Source organism: Actinospineispora acaciae DSM 45401 (assembly GCF_000620785.1).
GTDB classification, from domain to species: Bacteria; Actinomycetota; Actinomycetes; order Mycobacteriales; family Pseudonocardiaceae; genus Pseudonocardia; species Pseudonocardia acaciae.
On the sequence record NZ_JIAI01000001.1, the window covers coordinates 40,532 to 58,762 of the forward strand.

An 18,231-nucleotide genomic window follows, 5' to 3' on the forward strand; every position below is an offset into this window, starting at 1 on the left:
GCATCAGTACGAACTCAACAGCGACCGATCCTCCTGCCGGATGAACCCGTACGCCAGCAACTGCCGCCCCAGGTGGTTGACGTTCTCCCGGCCGTTGATCCCGGTTACGCCCAACCCCTCCAGACGGTCACGCCACCGCCGGACCACATCCTCCACGGCCCTGTCCGTCACCTGCCGGTTCGCCCGCACCCGATTCACCAACTCGGCGGCCTCACCGTTACCGATCGCATCCCCAGGACGCGCGCGGCTCAGAAACTTCGCTGTCAGCAACAACCGCTCGTGCTCGTTCGGCTCGGACAGCGGATACGTGCTCGGCCCGTCGGGATCACTCGCCCCGGGCGGCTCCACAACACCCCGGGGATCGGGCAACACCAACCCGATCATGTGCTCACTGGTCGGCGTCACGATGTGCACGTCCAGACCCGGCGGGCTGACCGCCCACACGGACGGCTCGGCGGTGACCCGGGGCGGCAGCGGCACCACCACACCCCGGACGATGATGTCGAACGGGCGCGAACCGCTCTCGTTGCGCACCGTCCAGCCACCGTCCCAGCGGATCGAGCCGGCGGTGCGGGACAGGTTGCGGTCCGCGCCGCCGGGCCCGCGGTGGCCGATCCGCAGGTCGCACTCGCTGCCCCGGCCGAACAGGCAGGGCGCGGCGCCGGGGGACAGGACGCGGGCGGGGGTGCCGTCGAGCAGGACCTGGAGCGCGTTCGGTGAGCCCCGGCCTCGCGTCACCATGTGGTGACTGTAGGTGGTCCGCGGCACACCTGACCACCGCCGACCTCGCCCTCGCGCTAAACCCGATTGTCCGCCGCCGAGGCGCCCACCCATACTCCGGTCACATGGGCCACGTCGATCTCTCCGGTGTCAGCTACGCGCTGCCCGACGGGACGCCGCTCCTGCACGAGGTGTCGCTACGGGTCGGCGAAGGCACCCGGACCGCGCTGATCGGCCCGAATGGCGTCGGCAAGACCACCCTGCTACGGATCGTGACCGGTGAGCTCACACCGCACGGCGGGACGATCACCAGGTCCGGCGGGCTGGGCGTGATGGCGCAGGACGTCGGCGCGGGCGCCACGGACGTGCGGGAGCTGCTGCTGGCCGTGGCCGCACCGGCGGTGCGCCGCGCGGCCGCCGCCGTGGACGCGGCCGAGCTGGAACTGATGGAGCGCGACACCCCGGACGTGCAGATGCGCTACGCGCAGGCGCTGGCCGACTACGGCGACGCCGGCGGCTACGACGCCGAGGTGCTGTTCGACACCTGCTGCCAGGCCGCGCTCGGCATCGGCTGGGACCGCGCCCGCTGGCGCGGGGTCCACACGCTGTCCGGCGGCGAGCGCAAGCGGATCCTGCTGGAGGCGCTGCTGCGCGGGCCGGCGCGGGTGCTGCTGCTCGACGAGCCGGACAACGCGCTGGACGTGCCGGCCAAGCGCTGGCTGGAGACCAGGCTCACCGAGTCCGGCAAGACCGTGCTGATGGTCAGCCACGACCGCGAGCTGATCGCGAACACCGCCACCCGCATCGCCACCCTGGAGTCCGGGCCGGACGGGGCCGGGCTGTGGGTGCACGGCGGCGGGTTCGCAAGCTACCCGCGGGCCCGCGAGGAGCGCATCGAGCGGCTGGAGGAGCTGCGCCGCCGCTGGGACGAGAAGCGCCAGCAGCTGACCGACCTGGTCGCCGCGCTCAAGGTCAAGGCCACCAACAACGACGGCATGGCCTCGCGCTACCACGCCGCCCAGACCCGGCTGCGCAAGTACGAGGAGGCCGGGCCGCCGGAGCTGCCGCCCCGGCCGCAGCGGCTGTCGGTCCGGCTGGCCGGCGGCCGCACCGGCAAGCGCGCCGTGGTGTGCACCGACCTGGGCCTGACCGGGCTGGTGGAGCCGTTCTCCACGGAGATCTGGCTGGGCGACCGGGTGGCGGTGCTGGGCTCCAACGGATCCGGCAAGTCACACCTGATCCGGCTGCTGGCCGCCGGCGGAACCGACCCGGAGCCGGACCAGGCACCGGTCGGCGACGAGCGGCCGGAGCCGGTGGCGCACACCGGAACGGCCCGCCTGGGCGCCAGGGTCCGGCCGGGCTGGTTCCGGCAGTCGTCGTTCTCCATACCCGGGCACCTCGAGAGCGGCACCCTTCTGGAGATCCTGCACCGGGGCGACGGCCGCCGCCGTGGCCTGCCGCGCGACGAGGCCACCCGCGCGCTGAGCCGCTACGGGCTGGCGCGCGCGGCCGAGCGCAACGCCGACCTCCTCTCCGGAGGCCAGCGCGCCCGGTTCCACATCCTGCTGCTGGAGCTGTCCGGCGCCACCCTGCTGCTGCTCGACGAGCCCACCGACAACCTGGACCTGGAGTCCGCCGAGGCGTTGGAGGCCGCGCTCGACCGGTTCGAGGGCACCGTCGTCGCCGTCACCCACGACCGCTGGTTCACCAGGGGGTTCGACAGGTTCCTGATCCTGGGGGCGGACGGCACGGTCGCCGAGGCCGACGAACCGGTCTGGGAGGAGACGACGATGTCGCGGCGCTGAGTCACGACCTGCGCAGGCGCCGCCGCAGGCTGGGATGCTTCGCCCACCCGTTGGCGTAGATCCGCCGGTCGTCGCTGACGTGGGCCAGCTCCTGCCGGGCACCGGACACGTACAGCGCGACCGGGTGCCGTTCGCCGGGCCTGTCCAGCGTGAACCGGGTGACCGCGCCGGCGAGCACGCCGGGATCGTTGCTCAGCTTCCCGGCGTACTCCTCGGCGTCGCAGGTCATGGTCCACACGACCTCGGTCGACCAGATGTCCTCGGGGCGCACGGCGTGTACCGCGTAGACGAACGGCGAGGTCAGAAGCTCCAGGTCGATCAGGCGTTCGGGCCTGTATTCGATCATGTCGGTGACGGTATGCCCAACGCCGACGGGTTTTGTTCCTCGTTCGCGAACACTGGGTGAAGTTTCGGCCCCCTCAACCTCGTCGGTCCGCCGTCAGTGCAGGCAGAACTCGTTGCCCTCCGGGTCCGCCATGACCAGGCACCACCCGGTCGGCTCGTCCACCTCGCGCAGCTGGCGGGCGCCCCGGGCGGCGAGCTCCTCGGCGCGGCGGTGCGCTTGCGCCCGGCGTTCGGGGCTGCCGGGCGGGGATCCGGCCACGACGTCGATGTCGACGTGCACGCGGTTCTTCACGGTCTTGGGCTCGGGCACCTTCTGGAACAGGATGCGGGGTTCCACGCCGTTCGGGTCGACCACCGCGGAGAGCCGGTCCCACTGGTCCTCGGGGATGCCGATGCGCTCGGCGAACGCCTCCCACGAGGCGAACCCCTCCGGGGGCGGCTGGACGATGTAGCCGAGCGCCTCGGCCCAGAACTCGGCCAGCTTGGCCGGGTTCGCGCAGTCGATGACGACCTGGATCTTGTGCACGGTCATGGCGTTCCTTTACGGGTTGTGGTGCCGGTACAGGTCTCGGAGCAGGGCGATCTCGGCGCCGTGGTGGATCACCTCGCGGTTGATGTGCAGGACCAGGGTGGCCATCGGATGGTCGGCCCACGGGCCCTCGGCGGGACCGCACGGCCGGCTCAGGCCGTCGGCGCCGAGGCCGCGCACGCCGGCCGCCCACGCGGCGTACGCCTGGTCGAGCTGGGACAGCGCGCCGGCCGCGTCGCCGGGGTAGTCGTAGGTGTCGTAGTCCATCGCCGGGCCGCCGAAGTGGCCGGCGACACGCATGCCGAACACCCCGACGATCAGGTGGCACATGCGCCAGGCGATGGTGGTCACCGGCGGTGGGTCCGGCTCGGGGAAGGCGAAGTCGATGGTGAACTCGCCGCTGCCGCCGACCATCGGCGCAGCGCGACCCGCACCGCTCGGGAAGCAACCATCAGCAGAGCGCTCATCCAGCCCCGCCGGCGTGTGAGGCGAGAACACCGTGGTGCCGCGCGGGCGGACGCTCCAGGCGCCGGGGGCGGGCTCCCAGAGGTACTCCCGGTCGGTCAGTGTGTCCATCCGGGGGCGCAGCTGGGAGCGCCAGTGCCAGTCCAGCTGTTCGACGAGCTGTTCGTTCCAATCGAGCATGGCCGCGACCGTATCGGCAGACGCGGACAGGATCGTTCCTGAATCAGTCACAATGCCCAGATGGATACCGCCTCGCGGGTGCTGCGGCTGCTGTCGTTGCTGACGACGCGCCGTTCCTGGCGCGGCGAGGAGCTGGCCGAGCGGCTGGGCGTCACGGACCGCACGGTGCGCAGGGACGTCGAGCGGCTGCGCGAGCTGGGCTACCCCGTGCACGCCGTGCCCGGCCCGACCGGCGGCTACGCGCTCGGCGCCGGCGCGAGGCTGCCGCCGCTGCAGCTCGACGACGACAGCGCGGTGGCCGTGGCGCTGGGGGTACGGGCGGCCGCCACGGGCGCGGTGGCCGGGATGGAGGAGTCGGCGCTGCGCGCGCTCGCGGCCATCGAGCAGGTCATGCCCACCCACCTGCAACGGCGGGTCACGGCGCTGCGCTCGGCGATCGTGCCGCTGGCCGCCGACGGTCCCACGGTGGCGCCGGCGGTGCTGGCGGTGCTCGCGCTGGCCTGCCGGGACGGGGAGCGGCTGCGGTTCGGCTACGTCGACCGGACCGGTGCGCAGACCCGCCGCCACGTGGAGCCGCACCGCGTGGTGCACACCGGCCGGCGCTGGTACCTGGTCGCGCGCGACGTGGACCGCGACGGCTGGCGCAGCTTCCGGGTCGACCGCATGCGCGAGCCGACGCCGACCGGCGCCCGAGGCCACCCCGAAGACCCGCCCGACGCCGCGCGGTTCGTCACCGACGCGCTGTCGCTGCGCCCGTACCGCTGGCACGCGCGGCTGCTGATCGAGGCGCCCGCCGAGGTCGTCGCCGGGCTGGTGCCGCCCACCGCCGCCGCGGTCGAGGCGCTCGACGACCGGCGCTGCGTGCTGGTCACCGGCGCGGACTCGCTGGACGCAATCGTCCTGCACACCGCGCTGCTGGACCTGCCGTTCACCCCGCTGGAGCCGCCCGAGCTGGCCGAGCGCTGCGCCGCGCTGGCCGAACGACTGCGGGCGGCCGCGGGGCTGTTAACGTAACCGTCCGTGGCGGCTCCCGCGCGGTACCGGCTGGTCGGCTCGTTCCAGGTCGCGCTTCCGCCCGAGCGGGCGTTCCGGCTGTTCACCCCGGCCGGCGAGCGGGACTGGGTGGACGGATGGGACCCGCGGTTCCCGGACTCCGACACCGACGCCGACACCGAGCCCGGCACCGTGTTCGAGACGGCCTCCGACGGCCGGGCCGTCACCTGGGTCGTCCTCGACCGCCAACCCGGCCGGCGGATGTCCTACGCCCGCGTTGCCCACGGCGTGCACGCCGGCACCGTCACCGTCACCCTGGAGCCGGCCGGCGACGACCACGCCGAGGTGACCGTCGCCTACGACCTCACCGCCCTGACCGAGGCGGCCAGGGACGAGCTGCGCCGGTTCGCCGACGACTACCCGAACTTCCTTCGCTCCTGGCGTCGGGCGATCGCCGACAAGATCACCTGACGGCGGCTCAGGCCGACGCCTTGGCCTTGCGACCGGCCAGCGCGTGGTCGACGCTGAACCGCCCGGGGCCGAACGCGGCGAGCAGCAGGGCACCGGCCGCGATCACGGCGACCAGCTCGAAACCGCCCTTGTCGACGAACACCCCCTTGCTGGCATGCACAAGCACGAACGCGCCCAGCATGTCGAGCACGATCAGCGCCGAGGCCAGCGTGGTCGCCGCGCCGAGCACCAGCAGGATGCCGCCGCCCAGCTCGGCCAGCGTCGCGTACGCGGCGGACACCGGAGCCAGCGGCACCCCCATCTTCTCGAAGCTGGCGCTGGTGCCGGCGAACCCGTAGGACACCAGCTTCTGCAGGCCGTGCGCGATCAGGACCAGGCCCAGCACGATGCGGGCGACGAGCACGGCGACGTCACCGGTCGAGGCGGGAAGCGGACGGGTCATGACGAACTACCTCCAGGTACGTGCGGACGCAAGTAGATGAGCGTTGAACTACGTAACTACTTCGTAGGTAAGGAGGTTAGCGCACCCTGACAACCGTCCCGTCGACACGCGGTGCCGGCTGTGGTAATCACTCGGCATGCCGAGGGGAGTGACCGTCGACGAGGTGCGCGCGCTGGCGCTGACCCTGCCCCGGACGACCGAGCGGCTGGTCCGCGACCGGGTCAAGTTCGGTGTCGGAAGGCTGATCTACGTGGCGTTCTCCCGGGACGAGCGGACCATGGGGTTCGCCTACCCGAAGGAGCGGCGCGCCACGCTCGTCGCCGCCGAACCCGACAGGTTCCGCCTGCCGCGCGTTTCCGACCAGCGCTACAACTGGGTGGACGCCTGGCTGCACGAGCTGGACGCCCCGGAGATGCACGAGCTGGTGGTGGACGCCTGGTGCATGTGCGTGCCGGCGAAGGTGCGGGCGGCCTACTTCGAGACAGCCGTACCGGGACGCCAGCCGTGACCGCCCGTATCACCCGGGTCGAGCGGCACGGGATCAACACCATCCCGGACGCCGACCGGACCTCGCGCCCGATCGACCTGTTCCGCATCCAGTTCGGCGGGGCCAACACGTTCGCCACAGTGATCCTCGGGACCACCCCGATCATGCTCGGCCTCTCGCTGCCCGAGGCGATCGCGGCCACGGTGCTCGGCGTGCTGGTCGGCGCGCTGATCCTGGCGCCGATGGGGCTGTTCGCGCCGCGCACCGGCACCAACAACGCGGTGTCGTCCGGCGCGCACCTGGGGGTCAGGGGCCGGATCGTGGGCTCGTTCCTGTCGCTGCTGACGGCGATCGCGTTCTACTCGATCTCGGTGTGGGTCAGCGGGGACGCGCTGGTCGGCGGGCTGGTGCGGCAGTTCGGGGCGGCGGACTCCAGCCCGCTGCGGGCGGCGGTGTACGCGGTGCTGGGCGCGCTGGTGATCGTGGTGGTGATCTACGGCTACCAGTTCATGCTGGTGGTCAACAAGGTGGTGGTCATCGCCAACACGGCGCTGATCCTGCTCGCGGTCGCCGCCTTCGCCGGGATGAGCCCCGGCCCGAGCGACACCGCCTACGCACTGGGCTCGTTCTGGCCGACGTTCGTGCTCTCCGCGCTGATCGTGATGGGCAACCCGATCTCGTTCGGGGCGTTCCTGGGCGACTGGTCGCGCTACATCCCGGCCTCGACCAGCAGGTTCCGGCTGCTGGCCGCGACCTGGCTGGCCCAGCTGGCCACGCTGGTGCCGTTCCTGTTCGGCGTGCTGACCGCGACGCTGACGGTGGGCAAGGGCGACTACATGTTCGCGCTGATCCAGATCGCGCCGGCCTGGTACGCGCCGCTGCTCATGGTCGTGGCGTTCCTCGGCGGGCTGTCCACCGGGGTCACCTCGCTGTACGGCACCGGGCTGGACTTCTCCTCGGTGTTCCCCCGGCTCAGTCGGGTCGCGGCGTCGCTGCTGATCGGGGTCCTCGCGTTCGCGTTCATCCTGGCCGGCCGGCTGGTGCTGGACCTGACCGCGAGCGTGAACGCGTTCATCGGCGCGATCGTCATCTGCACCACGCCGTGGATGGTGATCATGAGCATCGGCTACCTGGTGCGGCGCGGTGTGTACTTCCCCGACGACGTGCAGGTGTTCAACCAGGGCCGGGTGGGCGGGCGCTACTGGTTCCGGAACGGGGTGAACTACCGGGCCATGGCCGCGTGGATCCTCTCCGCCGTGGTCGGCCTGCAGTTCGCGAACTACCCGCCGCTGGTGGTCGGGCCGCTGCACGAGGTGGCCGGCGGCATCGACATCAGCCTGCCGGTGAGCCTGCTCGTCGCCGCCATGAGCTACCTGGCCTGCCTGTACCTCGTGCCCGAACCGCGCTACGCCTTCGGCCCGGACGGCCCGCGCTGGGTGCCTGCCCGCGCCGGGACCCCTCCGGAGATCCGCGACAAGTCCGCGCAGGCAGGCACCCGTGAGTGGATAGGGCTGCCATAGCGGCCCTATCCACTCACGGGTTGTGCTCGCGGTGGCCGAGGAGGAGGCGGACGGTCAGTTCGAGGCGGTTGGTCACGTCCTCGGCGGAGGCGCGGCGGGTCACCCAGGCGACGAGGTTGGACAGCCACACGTCGCCGACGACGCGCGCGATCGCCTTGTCCTCGTCGGTCGGCTCGTCGACGCCCATCGCCTTGGTGAGCATCCGCTCGGTCAGCCTGCCGACCTCCACGACCTCGGAGGCCACCGAGGTGTCGGCGAACATGAACGCCCTGGTCATGGCCTCGGTGAGGCGGGGCTCGCGCTGCAGCGAGCGGGTGTTGCGGCCCAGCACGTAGAGCACCCGCTCGGCCGGGGTGTTGCCGGGGATCGGCCCCCGCTCCAGGCGTTCGAGCGCGCGGCCGAACTCCCTGATCAGGCCGGAGACCAGGAGGTGGATCTTGGAGGGGAAGTACCGGTAGAGGGTGCCCAGCGCGACGTCGGCACGCTCGGCGACGGCGCGCATCTGCACGGCCTCGAAGCCGCCCTTGGAGGCCAGCGCGAGGGTCGCGTCGAGGATGCGCTTGCGCCGGTCCCGCTGCGCGGGCGAACCGAGCTCGGCCTCGGTCAACGCACTCAGTCCGCCGGTGCCGAGCGTTGTCGGTCGTGGCTCTGCCGTCATCTCGCCGTGCCCCTTGTTGATGTCTCGCCTCGAGTTGCGCTCAAGCTAGCACCGTCAAGGATAGGAACTCGTTTCACTTTGCTCGCGGGGGGCACGCTGTGAAGTTGGTCATCGGGGTTGTGGGGGAGTTGGGTGAACCTCGTGGTGAGGTGGTGCGGCGGTGATCGACTACGGCGTTTGGGTCGGTCGGGTTCGGGGGAGCGGAAGGCTACCGAGAAGTAACTGGAACACGTTCTATAGTTGCCGGCGTGGCTATCCCGATGACGGACGAACAGCGGGCGTTGTGCGCGGCGGTGGGTGCGGCGGTCGCCGGGGCGCGGCCGATCGCGGCGGTGCGGGGCGCCGAGGGTGACCAGAACGGAGACGGGGCCCGGGACTGCTGGGCGGCGGTGGCGGGCGTCGGGGTGTTCGGGGCGGCGCTGCCGGTGGACGTCGGGGGTGCGGGCGGGACGGCGGGGGACGCGGCGGTCGCTGTGCGGCGGTGTGCCGCCGAGCTGGTGCCCGGACCGGTGCTGACCACCGTGCTCGCCGGCCTGGCGCTGTCCGGCCGGCCGGACGCGGCGGTGGCGAAGGAGCTGCTGCCCGGGATCGCCGACGGGTCGACCCCGGTGGCCGCCGCGCTGGCGCCGGCACCGCTGGCGATCGGCGACGGGCCCGGCGGGCTCGGGCTCCGGGTGGACGGCGAGGTGCCCGCCGTGCTCGGCGCCGGTCCGGGCGGCGCGCCGCTGCTGCTGCTCGGCGGCGCGAACTACGGCGCGGACAACGGCGCGGGCCAGCTCTGGTTCGTGCTCGACGCCGACCACCCCGGCGTGACGATCGACGCGCGTCCCTCGGTGGACCTGTCCCGTTCGCTGGCCAGGGTCACCCTGCGCGACGTGCGGGTTCCGGCCGGCCGGACGCTGGCACCGTCGGTAGCCGTCGGGGACCTCGCGGCCGCGCTGGCCGCCGCCGAGGCCGCCGGCGTCGCGGACAGGTGCCTGGCCATCGCCACCGAGTACGCCAAGGTCCGCGAGCAGTTCGGCCGCCCGATCGGCTCGTTCCAGGCCGTCAAGCACCTCTGCGTGGAGATGCTGTGCCGCGTCGAACGGGCCGGCGTGGTGGCCTGGGACGCGGCGCGCGCGGTCGGCGAGGCGCCGGCGGAGCTGCCGCTGGCCGCGTCGGTGGCCGCCGCGATCGCACTGGACGCCGCCGTGGACACCGCCAAGGACGCCGTGCAGGTGCTCGGCGGGATCGGCTTCACCTGGGACCACGACGCGCACCTCTACCTGCGGCGGGCGCTCGCGCTGCGCCAGCTGCTGGGGCCGGTCGCGGGCTGGCGCGGGCGGGTCGCGGGGCTGGCGGCGGACGGGGCGCGGCGCACGCTCACCGTCCCGCTCGGCCCCGAGGCGGAGTCCGAGCGCCCCGCCGTGCGCGCCCTGGTCGACCAGGTGGCCTCGGCACCGCCCGAACGGCGCCGCGCCCGGCTGGCCGACACCGGCCTGCTCGCACCGCACTGGCCGGCGCCCCACGGCCTCGACGCCTCACCGGCCCGTCAGCTGTTGATCGACGAGGAGCTGCGCCGGGCCGGGGTGCGCCGCCCCGACCTGGTGATCGGCGGCTGGGCGGTGCCGACCCTGCTCGCGCACGGCACCGCGGAGCAGGTCGAGCGGTTCGCCGGCCCGACGCTGCGCGGGGAGATCACCTGGTGCCAGCTCTTCAGTGAGCCCGAGGCGGGCTCCGACCTGGCGGCCCTGCGGACCCGGGCGGACCGCGTGGACGGGGGGTGGAGCCTGACCGGGCAGAAGGTGTGGACCTCGCTGGCCGGCGAGGCGGACTGGGCGATCTGCCTGGCCCGCACCGATCCGGACGCCCCGAAACGACACGGCATCACGTACTTCCTGGTGGACATGCGCGGCCCCGGCATCGAGGTGCGGCCGCTGCGGGAGATCACCGGGGACGCGGTGTTCAACGAGGTCTTCCTGGACGGCGTGCGGGTGCCGGACGAGCAGGTGGTCGGCCCGGTCGGCGGCGGCTGGGCGTTGGCCCGGACCACGCTGGCCAACGAGCGGGTGGCGATGAGCGGCGGGTCATCCCTCGGCGACGCGGTGGAGCGGCTGGTCGAGTCCGCCGCCAACGCGCCCAACGCCGACGCCCCCGACGAGCGCCTCGGCGAACTGGTCGCGGACGGCCTGGCGATGTCGCTGCTGGACCTGCGCGCGACCCTGCGCCGGCTGGACGGCCAGGACCCCGGGCCCGAGTCGTCCGTACGCAAGCTGCTCGGCGTACGGCACCGCCAGGACGTGGCGGAGGCCGCGCTGGACCTCGCCGGCCCGGACGGCGCGGCGCTCGACGGCGACGCCGAGGCGCTGGTGCACGAGTTCCTGCTCACCCGCTGCCTGTCCATCGCCGGCGGCACCACCCAGGTCCTGCGCACCCTCGCCGGCGAGCGCGTGCTCGGCCTGCCCCGGTGAGGCACGGAATTCCGGGTCCTCCGAATTGCGACGGCTCATTCGGGACCGTAATCTCAAGGCACCGTCCGCACATTCCTGATCGACATTCTCGCTCGGCCGACCAGCCGGGAGATGAGCCGCCGTGCGCCTTTTTGTCCGCATACTCACAGTTACCGTTATATCGATCAGTTTTGTCTCGGCGTGCACCGCAACGGCCGCCGCGAACCCCGGCGATGCCGCCGCCGCGCTGGCGGCGCTGCCGGTCAAGGGGCGCGCCCCGATGACCGGCTACAGCCGTGAGCAGTACGGACCCGCCTGGGCCGACATCGACCACAACGGCTGCGACACGCGCAACGACGTGCTCGCCAGGGACCTGACGGGTGAGACGTTCAAGGCGGGCACCCACAATTGCGTGGTGATCTCCGGACAATTGGCCGACCCTTACACCGGACGTAACATCACGTTCAAGCGCGGGCAGGAGACGAGCGACGACATTCAGATCGATCACGTCGTGGCCCTGGGCGACAGTTGGCAAACCGGGGCGCAACAGCTCACCCGTGAAGAACGGACCCGGCTGGCCAATGATCCGTTCAACCTGCTCGCCGTCGACGGACCCTCGAACAACCAGAAACGCGACTCCGACGCCGCCAGTTGGCTGCCGCCGAACAAGGGCTACCGCTGCAAGTACGTCGCGCGACAGGTCGGCGTCAAGGCCAGATACCGCCTGTGGGTCACCCCGCCCGAACGCGACGCCATCGCCCGGATCCTCCAGGGCTGCCCCGGCGAGCCGCTGCCGGACCGCTGACGGCTGACGGGGGGTCGGCTTGCGGGCTCTCCGGCTCCGCCACATACTAGAACACGTTTCAGTTCGGCGACGGGTTCAGTGGGTTCAGCGGGCGAGGAGCGGGAGTGGACTTCAACCTCGACGAGGCGCAGCGGGAGGTCGTCGACCTCGCCCGTGAGGTGCTGCGCCGCGAGCACGACCCGGACACCACCTGGAAGGCGCTGGCCAGGGCCGGGCTGCTCACCCTCGCGGTGCCCGGGGACCTGGGCGGCGCCGGCCTCGGGGTGCTGGAGTGCGCGCTGGTGCTCACCGAGGTCGGGCGGTGCGTGAAAGACGTGCCGGCGCTGGAGACGGTGGCGTTCGGCGTGCTGCCGGTCGCCCGCAACGGCACCGAGGCACAGCGCCGCGAGCTGCTCGGCCCGGTCGGTGACGGCGCGGTGCTGACCGCCGCGCTGCACGAACCGTCCGCGCCCCTCCCGTCCGCACCCCGCACCACCGCCCGCCCCGACGGCACCGGCTGGGCACTGTCCGGCACGCTCACCGGCGTCCGCGAGGCGGGGCAGGCGCACCGCGTCCTGGTGCCGGCCTCGCTGGCGGACGGGGGCACCGGCGTGCTGCTGGTCGACCCGGCGGCGGCCGGGGTGTCGCTCACCCCGACGCCGGGCTCGGCGGGCGCGGGCCGGCCGGAGTACACGCTGCGGCTGGACGGAGCACCGGGCGAGCTGCTCGGCGACGACACGACCGGTCGGGTACTCCACGACCTGCACCGGCTGGCCCTGGCCGGGGCGTGCGCGGTGGGCGACGGCGTGCTGGCCGGCGCGCTCGAACTGACCGCCGAGCACCTGCGCACCCGCGAGCAGTTCGGCCGCCCGCTGGCCACCTTCCAGGCCGTCGCGCAGCAGGTCGCGGACGTCTACCTGGCCTCGCGCACCGTCCACCTGGCCACCCTGGCGGCCTGCTGGCGGCTGGACCCCGCCGATGTCCGGATCGCCGCGTACTGGCTGGCCGAGCACGCCCCGCCCGCCCTGCACACCTGCCACCACCTGCACGGCGGGATCGGCGTGGACCAGGACTACCCGCTGCACAGGCACTACTCCTGGACCAAGGACCTGGCCCGGTTCGTCGGCGGCGTCGAGCACCGGCTGGAGGCGATGGCGTGCACCTCGAACTGACCGCCGAGCAGCGCGCACTGCGCGACGAGCTGCGCGGCTACTTCGCCGGGCTGCTGTCCGACGAGGAGCGCGCGGTGATGCTCACCGAGCGCCACGGCCCGGTCTACCGCGAGGTGATCAGGCGGATGGGCCGGGACGGCTGGCTCGGCGTGGGCTGGCCCGTGGAGCACGGCGGGCGCGGGTTCGGCGAGGTCGAGCAGCTGATCTTCGTCAACGAGGCGGCGCGGGCGGACGTGCCGCTGCCCTCGGTCACGCTGCAGACCGTCGGCCCCACGCTGCAGGAGTACGGCACGCCCGAGCAGCGCGAGCGGTTCCTGCCCGCCATCCTGGCCGGCGAGGTGCACTTCGCCATCGGCTACACCGAGCCCGAGGCCGGCACCGACCTCGCCGCCCTGCGCACCCGGGCGCAACGCATGAAGGGGGAAGGGGAGGCGGGTGGGGGCTATGTCGTCAACGGCCAGAAGATCTTCACGACCGGCGCGCACGACGCCGACTTCATCTGGCTGGCCGTCCGCACCGACGCCGCGGCGCCGCCGCACCGGGGCATCTCGATCCTGATCGTGGACACCTCCGACCCCGGCTACTCCTGGACGCCGATCATCACCTGCGACGGCGCGCACCACGTCAACGCCACCTACTACTCCGACGTGCGGGTGCCGGCGTCCATGCTGGTCGGCGAGGAGAACCGGGGCTGGCGGCTGATCACCACCCAGCTCAACCACGAGCGGGTCATGCTCGGCCCGTCCGGCCGGGTCGCCGTACTCCGCGACCGGCTGCGCCACTGGGCGGCGGACCGAGCCACGCCGGACGGGACGCCGCTGCTCGAACTCCCCGACGTCCGGCGCGCGCTGGCCCGCAGTGGCGCGGCGGAACGGATCAACGAGCTGCTCAACTGGCAGGTGGCCTCGGCGACCGGTGCGGTGGACGTGGCGGACGCCTCCGCGACCAAGGTGTTCGGCTCCGAGGCCGTGCAGTGGATCGGGCGGGAGCTGGAGGAGATCGTCGGCCGGCACGGCGACCGGTCCGACCCGGCCACCGCCGAACTGGCACGCTGGCTGGACGTGCAGGCCAAACGCAACCTGGTGCTCACCTTCGGCGGCGGGGTCAACGAGATCCAGCGCGAGTTCATCGCCTCCGCCGGGCTGGGCCTGCCGAGGGTGCCGCGATGACCGCCGAGGCGAGCGTCGACATGACCGCCGAGGCGATCCGATCCGAGGCACAGCGGATCCGGGACCGCGGCGAGGGCGAGCCCCGGGTGGCGCGCGACCCGGTCAACGTCCCCATGATCAACAACTGGACGGAGGCGCTCGGCGACTCCAACCCGCGCTACCCGGAGGTGGCGCCGCCGGCGATGGTGCAGGCCTGGACGATGTACGGGCTGCAGGGCGTGCGCGCGGCCGACGACCCGCTCGGCGCCATGATCACCGTGCTGGACGACGCCGGCTACACCTCGATCGTGGCCACCGACTGCGAGCAGACCTACCAGCGCTACCTGCGCCCGGGGGAGCGGCTGGCGGTGCGCAGCCGGCTCGGCGACGTGGTCGGCCCGAAGCGCACCGCGCTGGGCGAGGGCTGGTTCGTCACCACGCACAGCACCTGGTACTCCGGAGACGAGGGCGACGAGCCGGTGGCCGAGATGCTGTTCCGGGTGCTCAAGTTCCGGCCCCCCGAGCCGGCCCCGATACAGCCGAAACGGGACGTCCCCCGCCCGGCGGTGAGCCGGGACACCGAGTACTTCTGGGCCGGCACCGCCGCCGGCGAGCTGCGCATCCAGCGCTGCGGCGAGTGCGGCGCGCTGCGCCACCCGCCCGGACCGATGTGCCCGGCCTGCGGCGCCACCCGCCCGGAGCACGTGGTAGCCACCGGCCGAGGCGAGGTCTACAGCTACGTCGTGCACCACCACCCGCCGGTGCCCGGCCGGACCCCGCCGTTCGTGGTGGCGCTGGTGGAACTGGAGGAAGGGGTACGGATGCTGGGCGAGCTGCGCGACGTCGACCCGTCAGGGGTGCGCGTCGGCCTGCCCGTCGAGGTGGCGTTCGACCGGGTGGACGACGAACTGACCCTGCCGGCATGGCGGCCGCGATGAACCCGGCCGTCGGCGACGAGCTCCCCGAGCTGCGGCTGGACGTCACGCCCACGTTCGTGATCTCCACCGCGCTGGCCACCCGCGACTTCCAGGACGTGCACCACGACCGCGACGCCGCCGTGGCCAGGGGCTCGAAGGACATCTTCCTGAACATCCTCACCACCACCGGGCTGGTGCAGCGCTGCGTCACCGACTGGGCGGGGCCGCACGCCCTGGTCAAGGCGGTGAAGGTGCGGCTGGGCGTGCCGTGCTACGCCGGCGACACGCTGGTGCTCGGCGGCCGGGTGGCCTCGGTCGACGACGGCGAGGTGGTGGTGGACGTGGTCGGCAGGTGCGGGCTGGGCGATCACGTGACCGGCCGGGTGCGGGTGGTGCTGCCGTGAGCACACTGTCCGGGGCGGCCGCGATCGCGGGCATCGGCGCCACCGAGTTCTCCAAGGACTCCGGCCGCAGCGAGCTGCAACTGGCCGCCGAGGCGGCCCGCGCCGCGCTCGCCGACGCCGGCCTGAGTCCCGCGGACGTGGACGGCATGGTCACGTTCTCGATGGACGCGAACGCGGAGGTCGCGGTGGCGCGCGAACTGGGCGTGCCCGAGCTGCGCTACTTCGGCCGCATCCCGTACGGCGGCGGCGCGGCCTGCGCCACCGTCCAGCACGCCGCCATGGCGGTGGCCACCGGGGTCGCGGACGTGGTCGTCTGCTACCGGGCGTTCAACGAGCGCTCCGGCTCGCGGTTCGGCCAGGCGCAGGCGTTCACCGGCGGCGGCACCACATCGAGCGCGATCGACAACGCCTGGACGCTGCCGGTGGGGCTGAGCACGCCGGCCGCGATGGTGGCCATGTTCGCCCGCCGCTACATGCACGAGTACGGCGCGAGCAGCGAGGACTTCGGCCGGGTCGCGGTGGCCATGCGCCGGCACGCCGCGACGAACCCGAACGCCTGGTTCCACGGCCGCCCGATCACCCTGGAGCAGCACCAGGCCTCGCGCTGGATCGTCGAGCCGCTGCACCTGCTGGACTGCTGCCAGGAGAGCGACGGCGCGGTCGCGCTCGTGGTGACCACCGCCGACCGCGCCAAGGACCTGCCGAACCGACCGGCCGTGATCGCGGCCGCCGCCCAGGGCAGCGCCCGCGACCAGTTCACCATGACCAGCTACTACCGCGACGACCTCGCCGCCCTGCCCGAGATGGGCCTGGTGGCCGACCAGCTCTGGCGCCAGGCCGGCCTGCGCCCCGCCGACGTGCGCCTGGCCGTCCTCTACGACCACTTCACCCCGTTCGTGCTGGTCCAGCTCGAGGAACTCGGGTTCTGCCCGCGCGGCGAGGCCCGGCACCTGGTGGCCGACGGCGGCATCGAGCTGGACGGCACGTTGCCGGTGAACCCGCACGGCGGCCAGCTCGGCGAGGCGTACATCCACGGCATGAACGGCATCGCCGAGGCCGTCCGCCAACTGCGCGGCACGTCCGTCAACCAGCTCACCGGCGTCGAGCACGTGATCGTGACCGCCGGCACCGGCGTCCCCACCAGCGGCCTGATCCTCTCCTCGTAGCTTGTCGATGTAGCCCGTGTCGATCCGGCCGGTGCCGTTCGTATGGAGGGTGACAGGCTGGCGTCGGCGTGAGGGAGTGTGCGATGAGCGAGGTACGGGCGTTGCTGTCCGGGCGGGGTCTGGTGGAGTCGCCGAGGTGGCACGGTGACCGGTTGTACTTCTCCGACTGGTCCGCCGGCGAGGTCGTCGCCGTCGACCTGGCCGGGGGCGCCGAGGTGGTCGCGCGGGTGGCGTCGCTGCCGCTGTGCACGGCGTGGCTCCCGGACGGGCGGATGGTGCTCGTCTCGTCGTCGGAGGGGCGGCTGCTGCGGCGGGAGCCGGACGGGTCGTTGGTCACCCATGCGGACCTCGGTCGGCAGGGGTGGAACGACGTCGTCGCCGACGGACGGGGGAACGTCTACGTCAACCGGATCGGGTTCGACCTGGCGACCGGCGAGGACCCCAAGCCCGGGTTCGTCGCGCTGGTCACGCCGGACGGTTCGGTGCGCGAGGTGGCGGACGACATCCTTTTCCCCAACGGCATGGCGGTGACCGGCGACAACTCCACGCTGATCGTCGCGGACTCCTACCGGCATCGCCTGGTGGCGTTCGACATCGGTGCGGACGGTGGGCTGTCCGGCCGCCGGGTCTGGGCCGAGCTGGGCGAGGGCACCCCGGACGGCATCTGCCTCGACGCCGAGGGTGCCGTCTGGTACGCCGACGTGCCCAACCGCCGGTGCGTGCGGGTGGCCGAGGGCGGCGCCGTGCTGCGGACCGTCGAGCTGGACCGGGGCGGGTTCGCGTGCGCGCTCGGCGGGCCGGACGCCAGGACGCTGTTCATCGTGGCGGCCGAGTTCCTCGGCATGGGGCCGTCGCCGGTGTCACCGGGCAGCGGCCAGGTGCTCGCCGTGCCCGTCGAGGTGCCCGGCGCCGGCTGGCCGTGAGCCGTGCCGTCACTCGAACACCAGCGAGACCAGCTCGTCGATGAACCCGGGTAGCAGGCTGGCGCTGCGCTCGGTCGGGTTGCCGTGGAACAGCGCAACCCGTCCGTGCGCGGCCACGAACACCATCACGCCGGCGCGCCGGGCGGGCAGCCGGAGCTTGTAGCCCGCGCGCTCGCAGCGCTCGAAGGTCTCCACGAACCTGGCCAGGATGTCCTCCAGCGGGTTGGCCGCCGAGTCGTCCGAAGCCCCGTCCGGCCGCCGGCGGAACAGGATCCGGTAGTGGCCAGGGTGGGCCACCGCGAAGTCGCAGTAGGCGCGCAGCTGGGCGCGGACCTGCCCCAGCGGGTCGTCCTGATCGGCCGTGGTCGCGGCCCCGGCCAGCAGCGCGGACAGCCGGTCGCGCTCGTGCTCCAACAAACCGGCCATCAGCGCGTCGCGGTCGGAGAAGTGCGGGTAGATGCTGGCCGGGGCGATGCCGGTGGCCCTGGCCACGCCCCGGATGGTCAGCCCCTCCTCGTCCCCTAGCTCGGACAGCAGCCCGCTGGCGGCCTCCAGGATCTCCAGGCGAAGCCGTTCGCCCTCACCCCAGCGGTTGCGGGTGCGGGTGACGGGACCGGCCATGACGTCATTCTCCCCGACGCAAGAACTCTCCGTCCGGGCCGCTGCGCACATT

General features: G+C 73.0%; 20 protein-coding genes. 13 read left to right on the forward strand and 7 right to left on the reverse strand.

What is annotated here, in order from left to right; translation table 11 throughout:
* Positions 1 to 3: 3 nt before the first annotated feature.
* Complete coding sequence (locus N912_RS0100195; RefSeq protein ID WP_028920827.1) at positions 4 to 741, reverse strand: hypothetical protein; 738 nt, start codon at positions 739 to 741, stop codon at positions 4 to 6.
* Positions 742 to 845: 104 nt separating this feature from the next.
* Between N912_RS0100195 and N912_RS0100200 the strand changes: the two genes are divergently transcribed.
* Positions 846 to 2,525: an ABC-F family ATP-binding cassette domain-containing protein gene (locus tag N912_RS0100200; protein ID WP_028920828.1), complete on the forward strand. Its 1,680-nt coding sequence runs from the start codon at positions 846 to 848 to the stop codon at positions 2,523 to 2,525.
* 1 nt (position 2,526) lies between these two features.
* Here N912_RS0100200 and N912_RS0100205 read toward each other — a convergent pair whose 3' ends face one another.
* From N912_RS0100205 to N912_RS0100215, 3 genes are all read right to left on the reverse strand, one after another.
* Positions 2,527 to 2,871, reverse strand: coding sequence for a hypothetical protein (locus N912_RS0100205; protein WP_028920829.1), 345 nt, complete (start codon positions 2,869 to 2,871; stop codon positions 2,527 to 2,529).
* A 93-nt stretch (positions 2,872 to 2,964) separates the two neighbouring features.
* Entirely contained in the window at positions 2,965 to 3,402 is a 438-nt protein-coding gene (locus tag N912_RS0100210) for a VOC family protein (RefSeq protein WP_028920830.1), read from the reverse strand.
* Between the two features lie 9 nt (positions 3,403 to 3,411).
* Positions 3,412 to 4,044, reverse strand: coding sequence for a DinB family protein (locus N912_RS0100215; RefSeq protein ID WP_028920831.1), 633 nt, complete (start codon positions 4,042 to 4,044; stop codon positions 3,412 to 3,414).
* A gap of 60 nt (positions 4,045 to 4,104) precedes the next feature.
* Between N912_RS0100215 and N912_RS0100220 the strand changes: the two genes are divergently transcribed.
* Both N912_RS0100220 and N912_RS0100225 read left to right on the forward strand, forming a co-directional pair.
* The gene (locus tag N912_RS0100220; protein ID WP_037062555.1) at positions 4,105 to 5,058 is read left to right on the forward strand and encodes a helix-turn-helix transcriptional regulator; all 954 of its coding nucleotides are present in this window, start codon (positions 4,105 to 4,107) and stop codon (positions 5,056 to 5,058) included.
* Positions 5,059 to 5,064: 6 nt separating this feature from the next.
* Entirely contained in the window at positions 5,065 to 5,508 is a 444-nt protein-coding gene (locus tag N912_RS0100225) for an SRPBCC family protein (RefSeq protein ID WP_028920833.1), read from the forward strand.
* 7 nt (positions 5,509 to 5,515) lie between these two features.
* Here N912_RS0100225 and N912_RS0100230 read toward each other — a convergent pair whose 3' ends face one another.
* Positions 5,516 to 5,950 carry a DoxX family protein gene (locus N912_RS0100230; RefSeq protein ID WP_028920834.1) on the reverse strand — a complete coding sequence of 145 codons (435 nt, stop codon included), beginning with the start codon at positions 5,948 to 5,950 and terminating at the stop codon, positions 5,516 to 5,518.
* A 136-nt stretch (positions 5,951 to 6,086) separates the two neighbouring features.
* Here N912_RS0100230 and N912_RS0100235 point away from each other — a divergent pair, with 136 nt between their 5' ends.
* Together N912_RS0100235 and N912_RS48540 are read left to right on the forward strand one after the other, a co-directional pair.
* On the forward strand, positions 6,087 to 6,458 hold the full coding sequence (locus tag N912_RS0100235) for an MmcQ/YjbR family DNA-binding protein (protein WP_028920835.1): 372 nt from the start codon (positions 6,087 to 6,089) through the stop codon (positions 6,456 to 6,458).
* A complete protein-coding gene (locus N912_RS48540) occupies positions 6,455 to 7,957 on the forward strand; it encodes a purine-cytosine permease family protein (protein WP_064745119.1) in 1,503 nt (500 codons plus the stop codon). The genes N912_RS0100235 and N912_RS48540 overlap by 4 nt, the downstream gene beginning before the upstream one ends.
* 13 nt (positions 7,958 to 7,970) lie before the next feature.
* On the opposite strand, the gene kstR is transcribed toward N912_RS48540, so the two are convergent.
* Positions 7,971 to 8,615 (reverse strand): cholesterol catabolism transcriptional regulator KstR, encoded by a 645-nt coding sequence (kstR, locus tag N912_RS0100245; protein WP_028920836.1) that lies wholly within the window; start codon positions 8,613 to 8,615, stop codon positions 7,971 to 7,973.
* A 248-nt stretch (positions 8,616 to 8,863) separates the two neighbouring features.
* Here kstR and N912_RS0100250 point away from each other — a divergent pair, with 248 nt between their 5' ends.
* The 8 genes from N912_RS0100250 (at position 8,864) to N912_RS0100285 (ending at position 17,558) form a co-directional block, all read left to right on the forward strand.
* Positions 8,864 to 11,065, forward strand: coding sequence for an acyl-CoA dehydrogenase family protein (locus N912_RS0100250; protein WP_028920837.1), 2,202 nt, complete (start codon positions 8,864 to 8,866; stop codon positions 11,063 to 11,065).
* Between the two features lie 121 nt (positions 11,066 to 11,186).
* Complete coding sequence (locus tag N912_RS48545) at positions 11,187 to 11,849, forward strand: HNH endonuclease family protein (protein ID WP_084210497.1); 663 nt, start codon at positions 11,187 to 11,189, stop codon at positions 11,847 to 11,849.
* A 104-nt stretch (positions 11,850 to 11,953) separates the two neighbouring features.
* On the forward strand, positions 11,954 to 13,000 hold the full coding sequence (locus N912_RS0100260) for an acyl-CoA dehydrogenase family protein (RefSeq protein WP_028920838.1): 1,047 nt from the start codon (positions 11,954 to 11,956) through the stop codon (positions 12,998 to 13,000).
* Positions 12,985 to 14,169 carry an acyl-CoA dehydrogenase family protein gene (locus N912_RS0100265; protein WP_028920839.1) on the forward strand — a complete coding sequence of 395 codons (1,185 nt, stop codon included), beginning with the start codon at positions 12,985 to 12,987 and terminating at the stop codon, positions 14,167 to 14,169. The genes N912_RS0100260 and N912_RS0100265 overlap by 16 nt, the downstream gene beginning before the upstream one ends.
* On the forward strand, positions 14,166 to 15,086 hold the full coding sequence (locus N912_RS0100270; protein ID WP_425415258.1) for a bifunctional MaoC family dehydratase N-terminal/OB-fold nucleic acid binding domain-containing protein: 921 nt from the start codon (positions 14,166 to 14,168) through the stop codon (positions 15,084 to 15,086). The genes N912_RS0100265 and N912_RS0100270 overlap by 4 nt, the downstream gene beginning before the upstream one ends.
* Positions 15,083 to 15,469, forward strand: coding sequence for a MaoC/PaaZ C-terminal domain-containing protein (locus N912_RS0100275; RefSeq protein ID WP_028920841.1), 387 nt, complete (start codon positions 15,083 to 15,085; stop codon positions 15,467 to 15,469). The genes N912_RS0100270 and N912_RS0100275 overlap by 4 nt, the downstream gene beginning before the upstream one ends.
* Positions 15,466 to 16,635 (forward strand): lipid-transfer protein, encoded by a 1,170-nt coding sequence (locus tag N912_RS0100280; RefSeq protein WP_028920842.1) that lies wholly within the window; start codon positions 15,466 to 15,468, stop codon positions 16,633 to 16,635. Before N912_RS0100275 ends, N912_RS0100280 begins: the two co-directional genes overlap by 4 nt.
* Before the next feature lie 83 nt (positions 16,636 to 16,718).
* Complete coding sequence (locus N912_RS0100285; protein WP_037062556.1) at positions 16,719 to 17,558, forward strand: SMP-30/gluconolactonase/LRE family protein; 840 nt, start codon at positions 16,719 to 16,721, stop codon at positions 17,556 to 17,558.
* A gap of 9 nt (positions 17,559 to 17,567) precedes the next feature.
* Here the strand turns inward: N912_RS0100285 and N912_RS0100290 are convergent, their stop codons facing one another.
* A complete protein-coding gene (locus N912_RS0100290) occupies positions 17,568 to 18,179 on the reverse strand; it encodes a TetR/AcrR family transcriptional regulator (protein WP_028920844.1) in 612 nt (203 codons plus the stop codon).
* Between the last annotated feature and the right edge of the window lie 52 nt (positions 18,180 to 18,231).

What these genes read in the sequence shown, in the direction of transcription:
- N912_RS0100195 (WP_028920827.1), bottom strand. Translation starts at nt 741, where the DNA reads ATGGTGACGCGAGGCCGGGGCTCACCGAACGCGCTCCAGGTCCTGCTC.
- N912_RS0100200 (WP_028920828.1), top strand. Translation starts at nt 846, where the DNA reads ATGGGCCACGTCGATCTCTCCGGTGTCAGCTACGCGCTGCCCGACGGG.
- N912_RS0100205 (WP_028920829.1), bottom strand. Translation starts at nt 2,871, where the DNA reads ATGATCGAATACAGGCCCGAACGCCTGATCGACCTGGAGCTTCTGACC.
- N912_RS0100210 (WP_028920830.1), bottom strand. Translation starts at nt 3,402, where the DNA reads ATGACCGTGCACAAGATCCAGGTCGTCATCGACTGCGCGAACCCGGCC.
- N912_RS0100215 (WP_028920831.1), bottom strand. Translation starts at nt 4,044, where the DNA reads ATGCTCGATTGGAACGAACAGCTCGTCGAACAGCTGGACTGGCACTGG.
- N912_RS0100220 (WP_037062555.1), top strand. Translation starts at nt 4,105, where the DNA reads ATGGATACCGCCTCGCGGGTGCTGCGGCTGCTGTCGTTGCTGACGACG.
- N912_RS0100230 (WP_028920834.1), bottom strand. Translation starts at nt 5,950, where the DNA reads ATGACCCGTCCGCTTCCCGCCTCGACCGGTGACGTCGCCGTGCTCGTC.
- N912_RS0100235 (WP_028920835.1), top strand. Translation starts at nt 6,087, where the DNA reads ATGCCGAGGGGAGTGACCGTCGACGAGGTGCGCGCGCTGGCGCTGACC.
- kstR (WP_028920836.1), bottom strand. Translation starts at nt 8,615, where the DNA reads ATGACGGCAGAGCCACGACCGACAACGCTCGGCACCGGCGGACTGAGT.
- N912_RS0100270 (WP_425415258.1), top strand. Translation starts at nt 14,166, where the DNA reads ATGACCGCCGAGGCGAGCGTCGACATGACCGCCGAGGCGATCCGATCC.
- N912_RS0100275 (WP_028920841.1), top strand. Translation starts at nt 15,083, where the DNA reads ATGAACCCGGCCGTCGGCGACGAGCTCCCCGAGCTGCGGCTGGACGTC.
- N912_RS0100285 (WP_037062556.1), top strand. Translation starts at nt 16,719, where the DNA reads ATGAGCGAGGTACGGGCGTTGCTGTCCGGGCGGGGTCTGGTGGAGTCG.
- N912_RS0100290 (WP_028920844.1), bottom strand. Translation starts at nt 18,179, where the DNA reads ATGGCCGGTCCCGTCACCCGCACCCGCAACCGCTGGGGTGAGGGCGAA.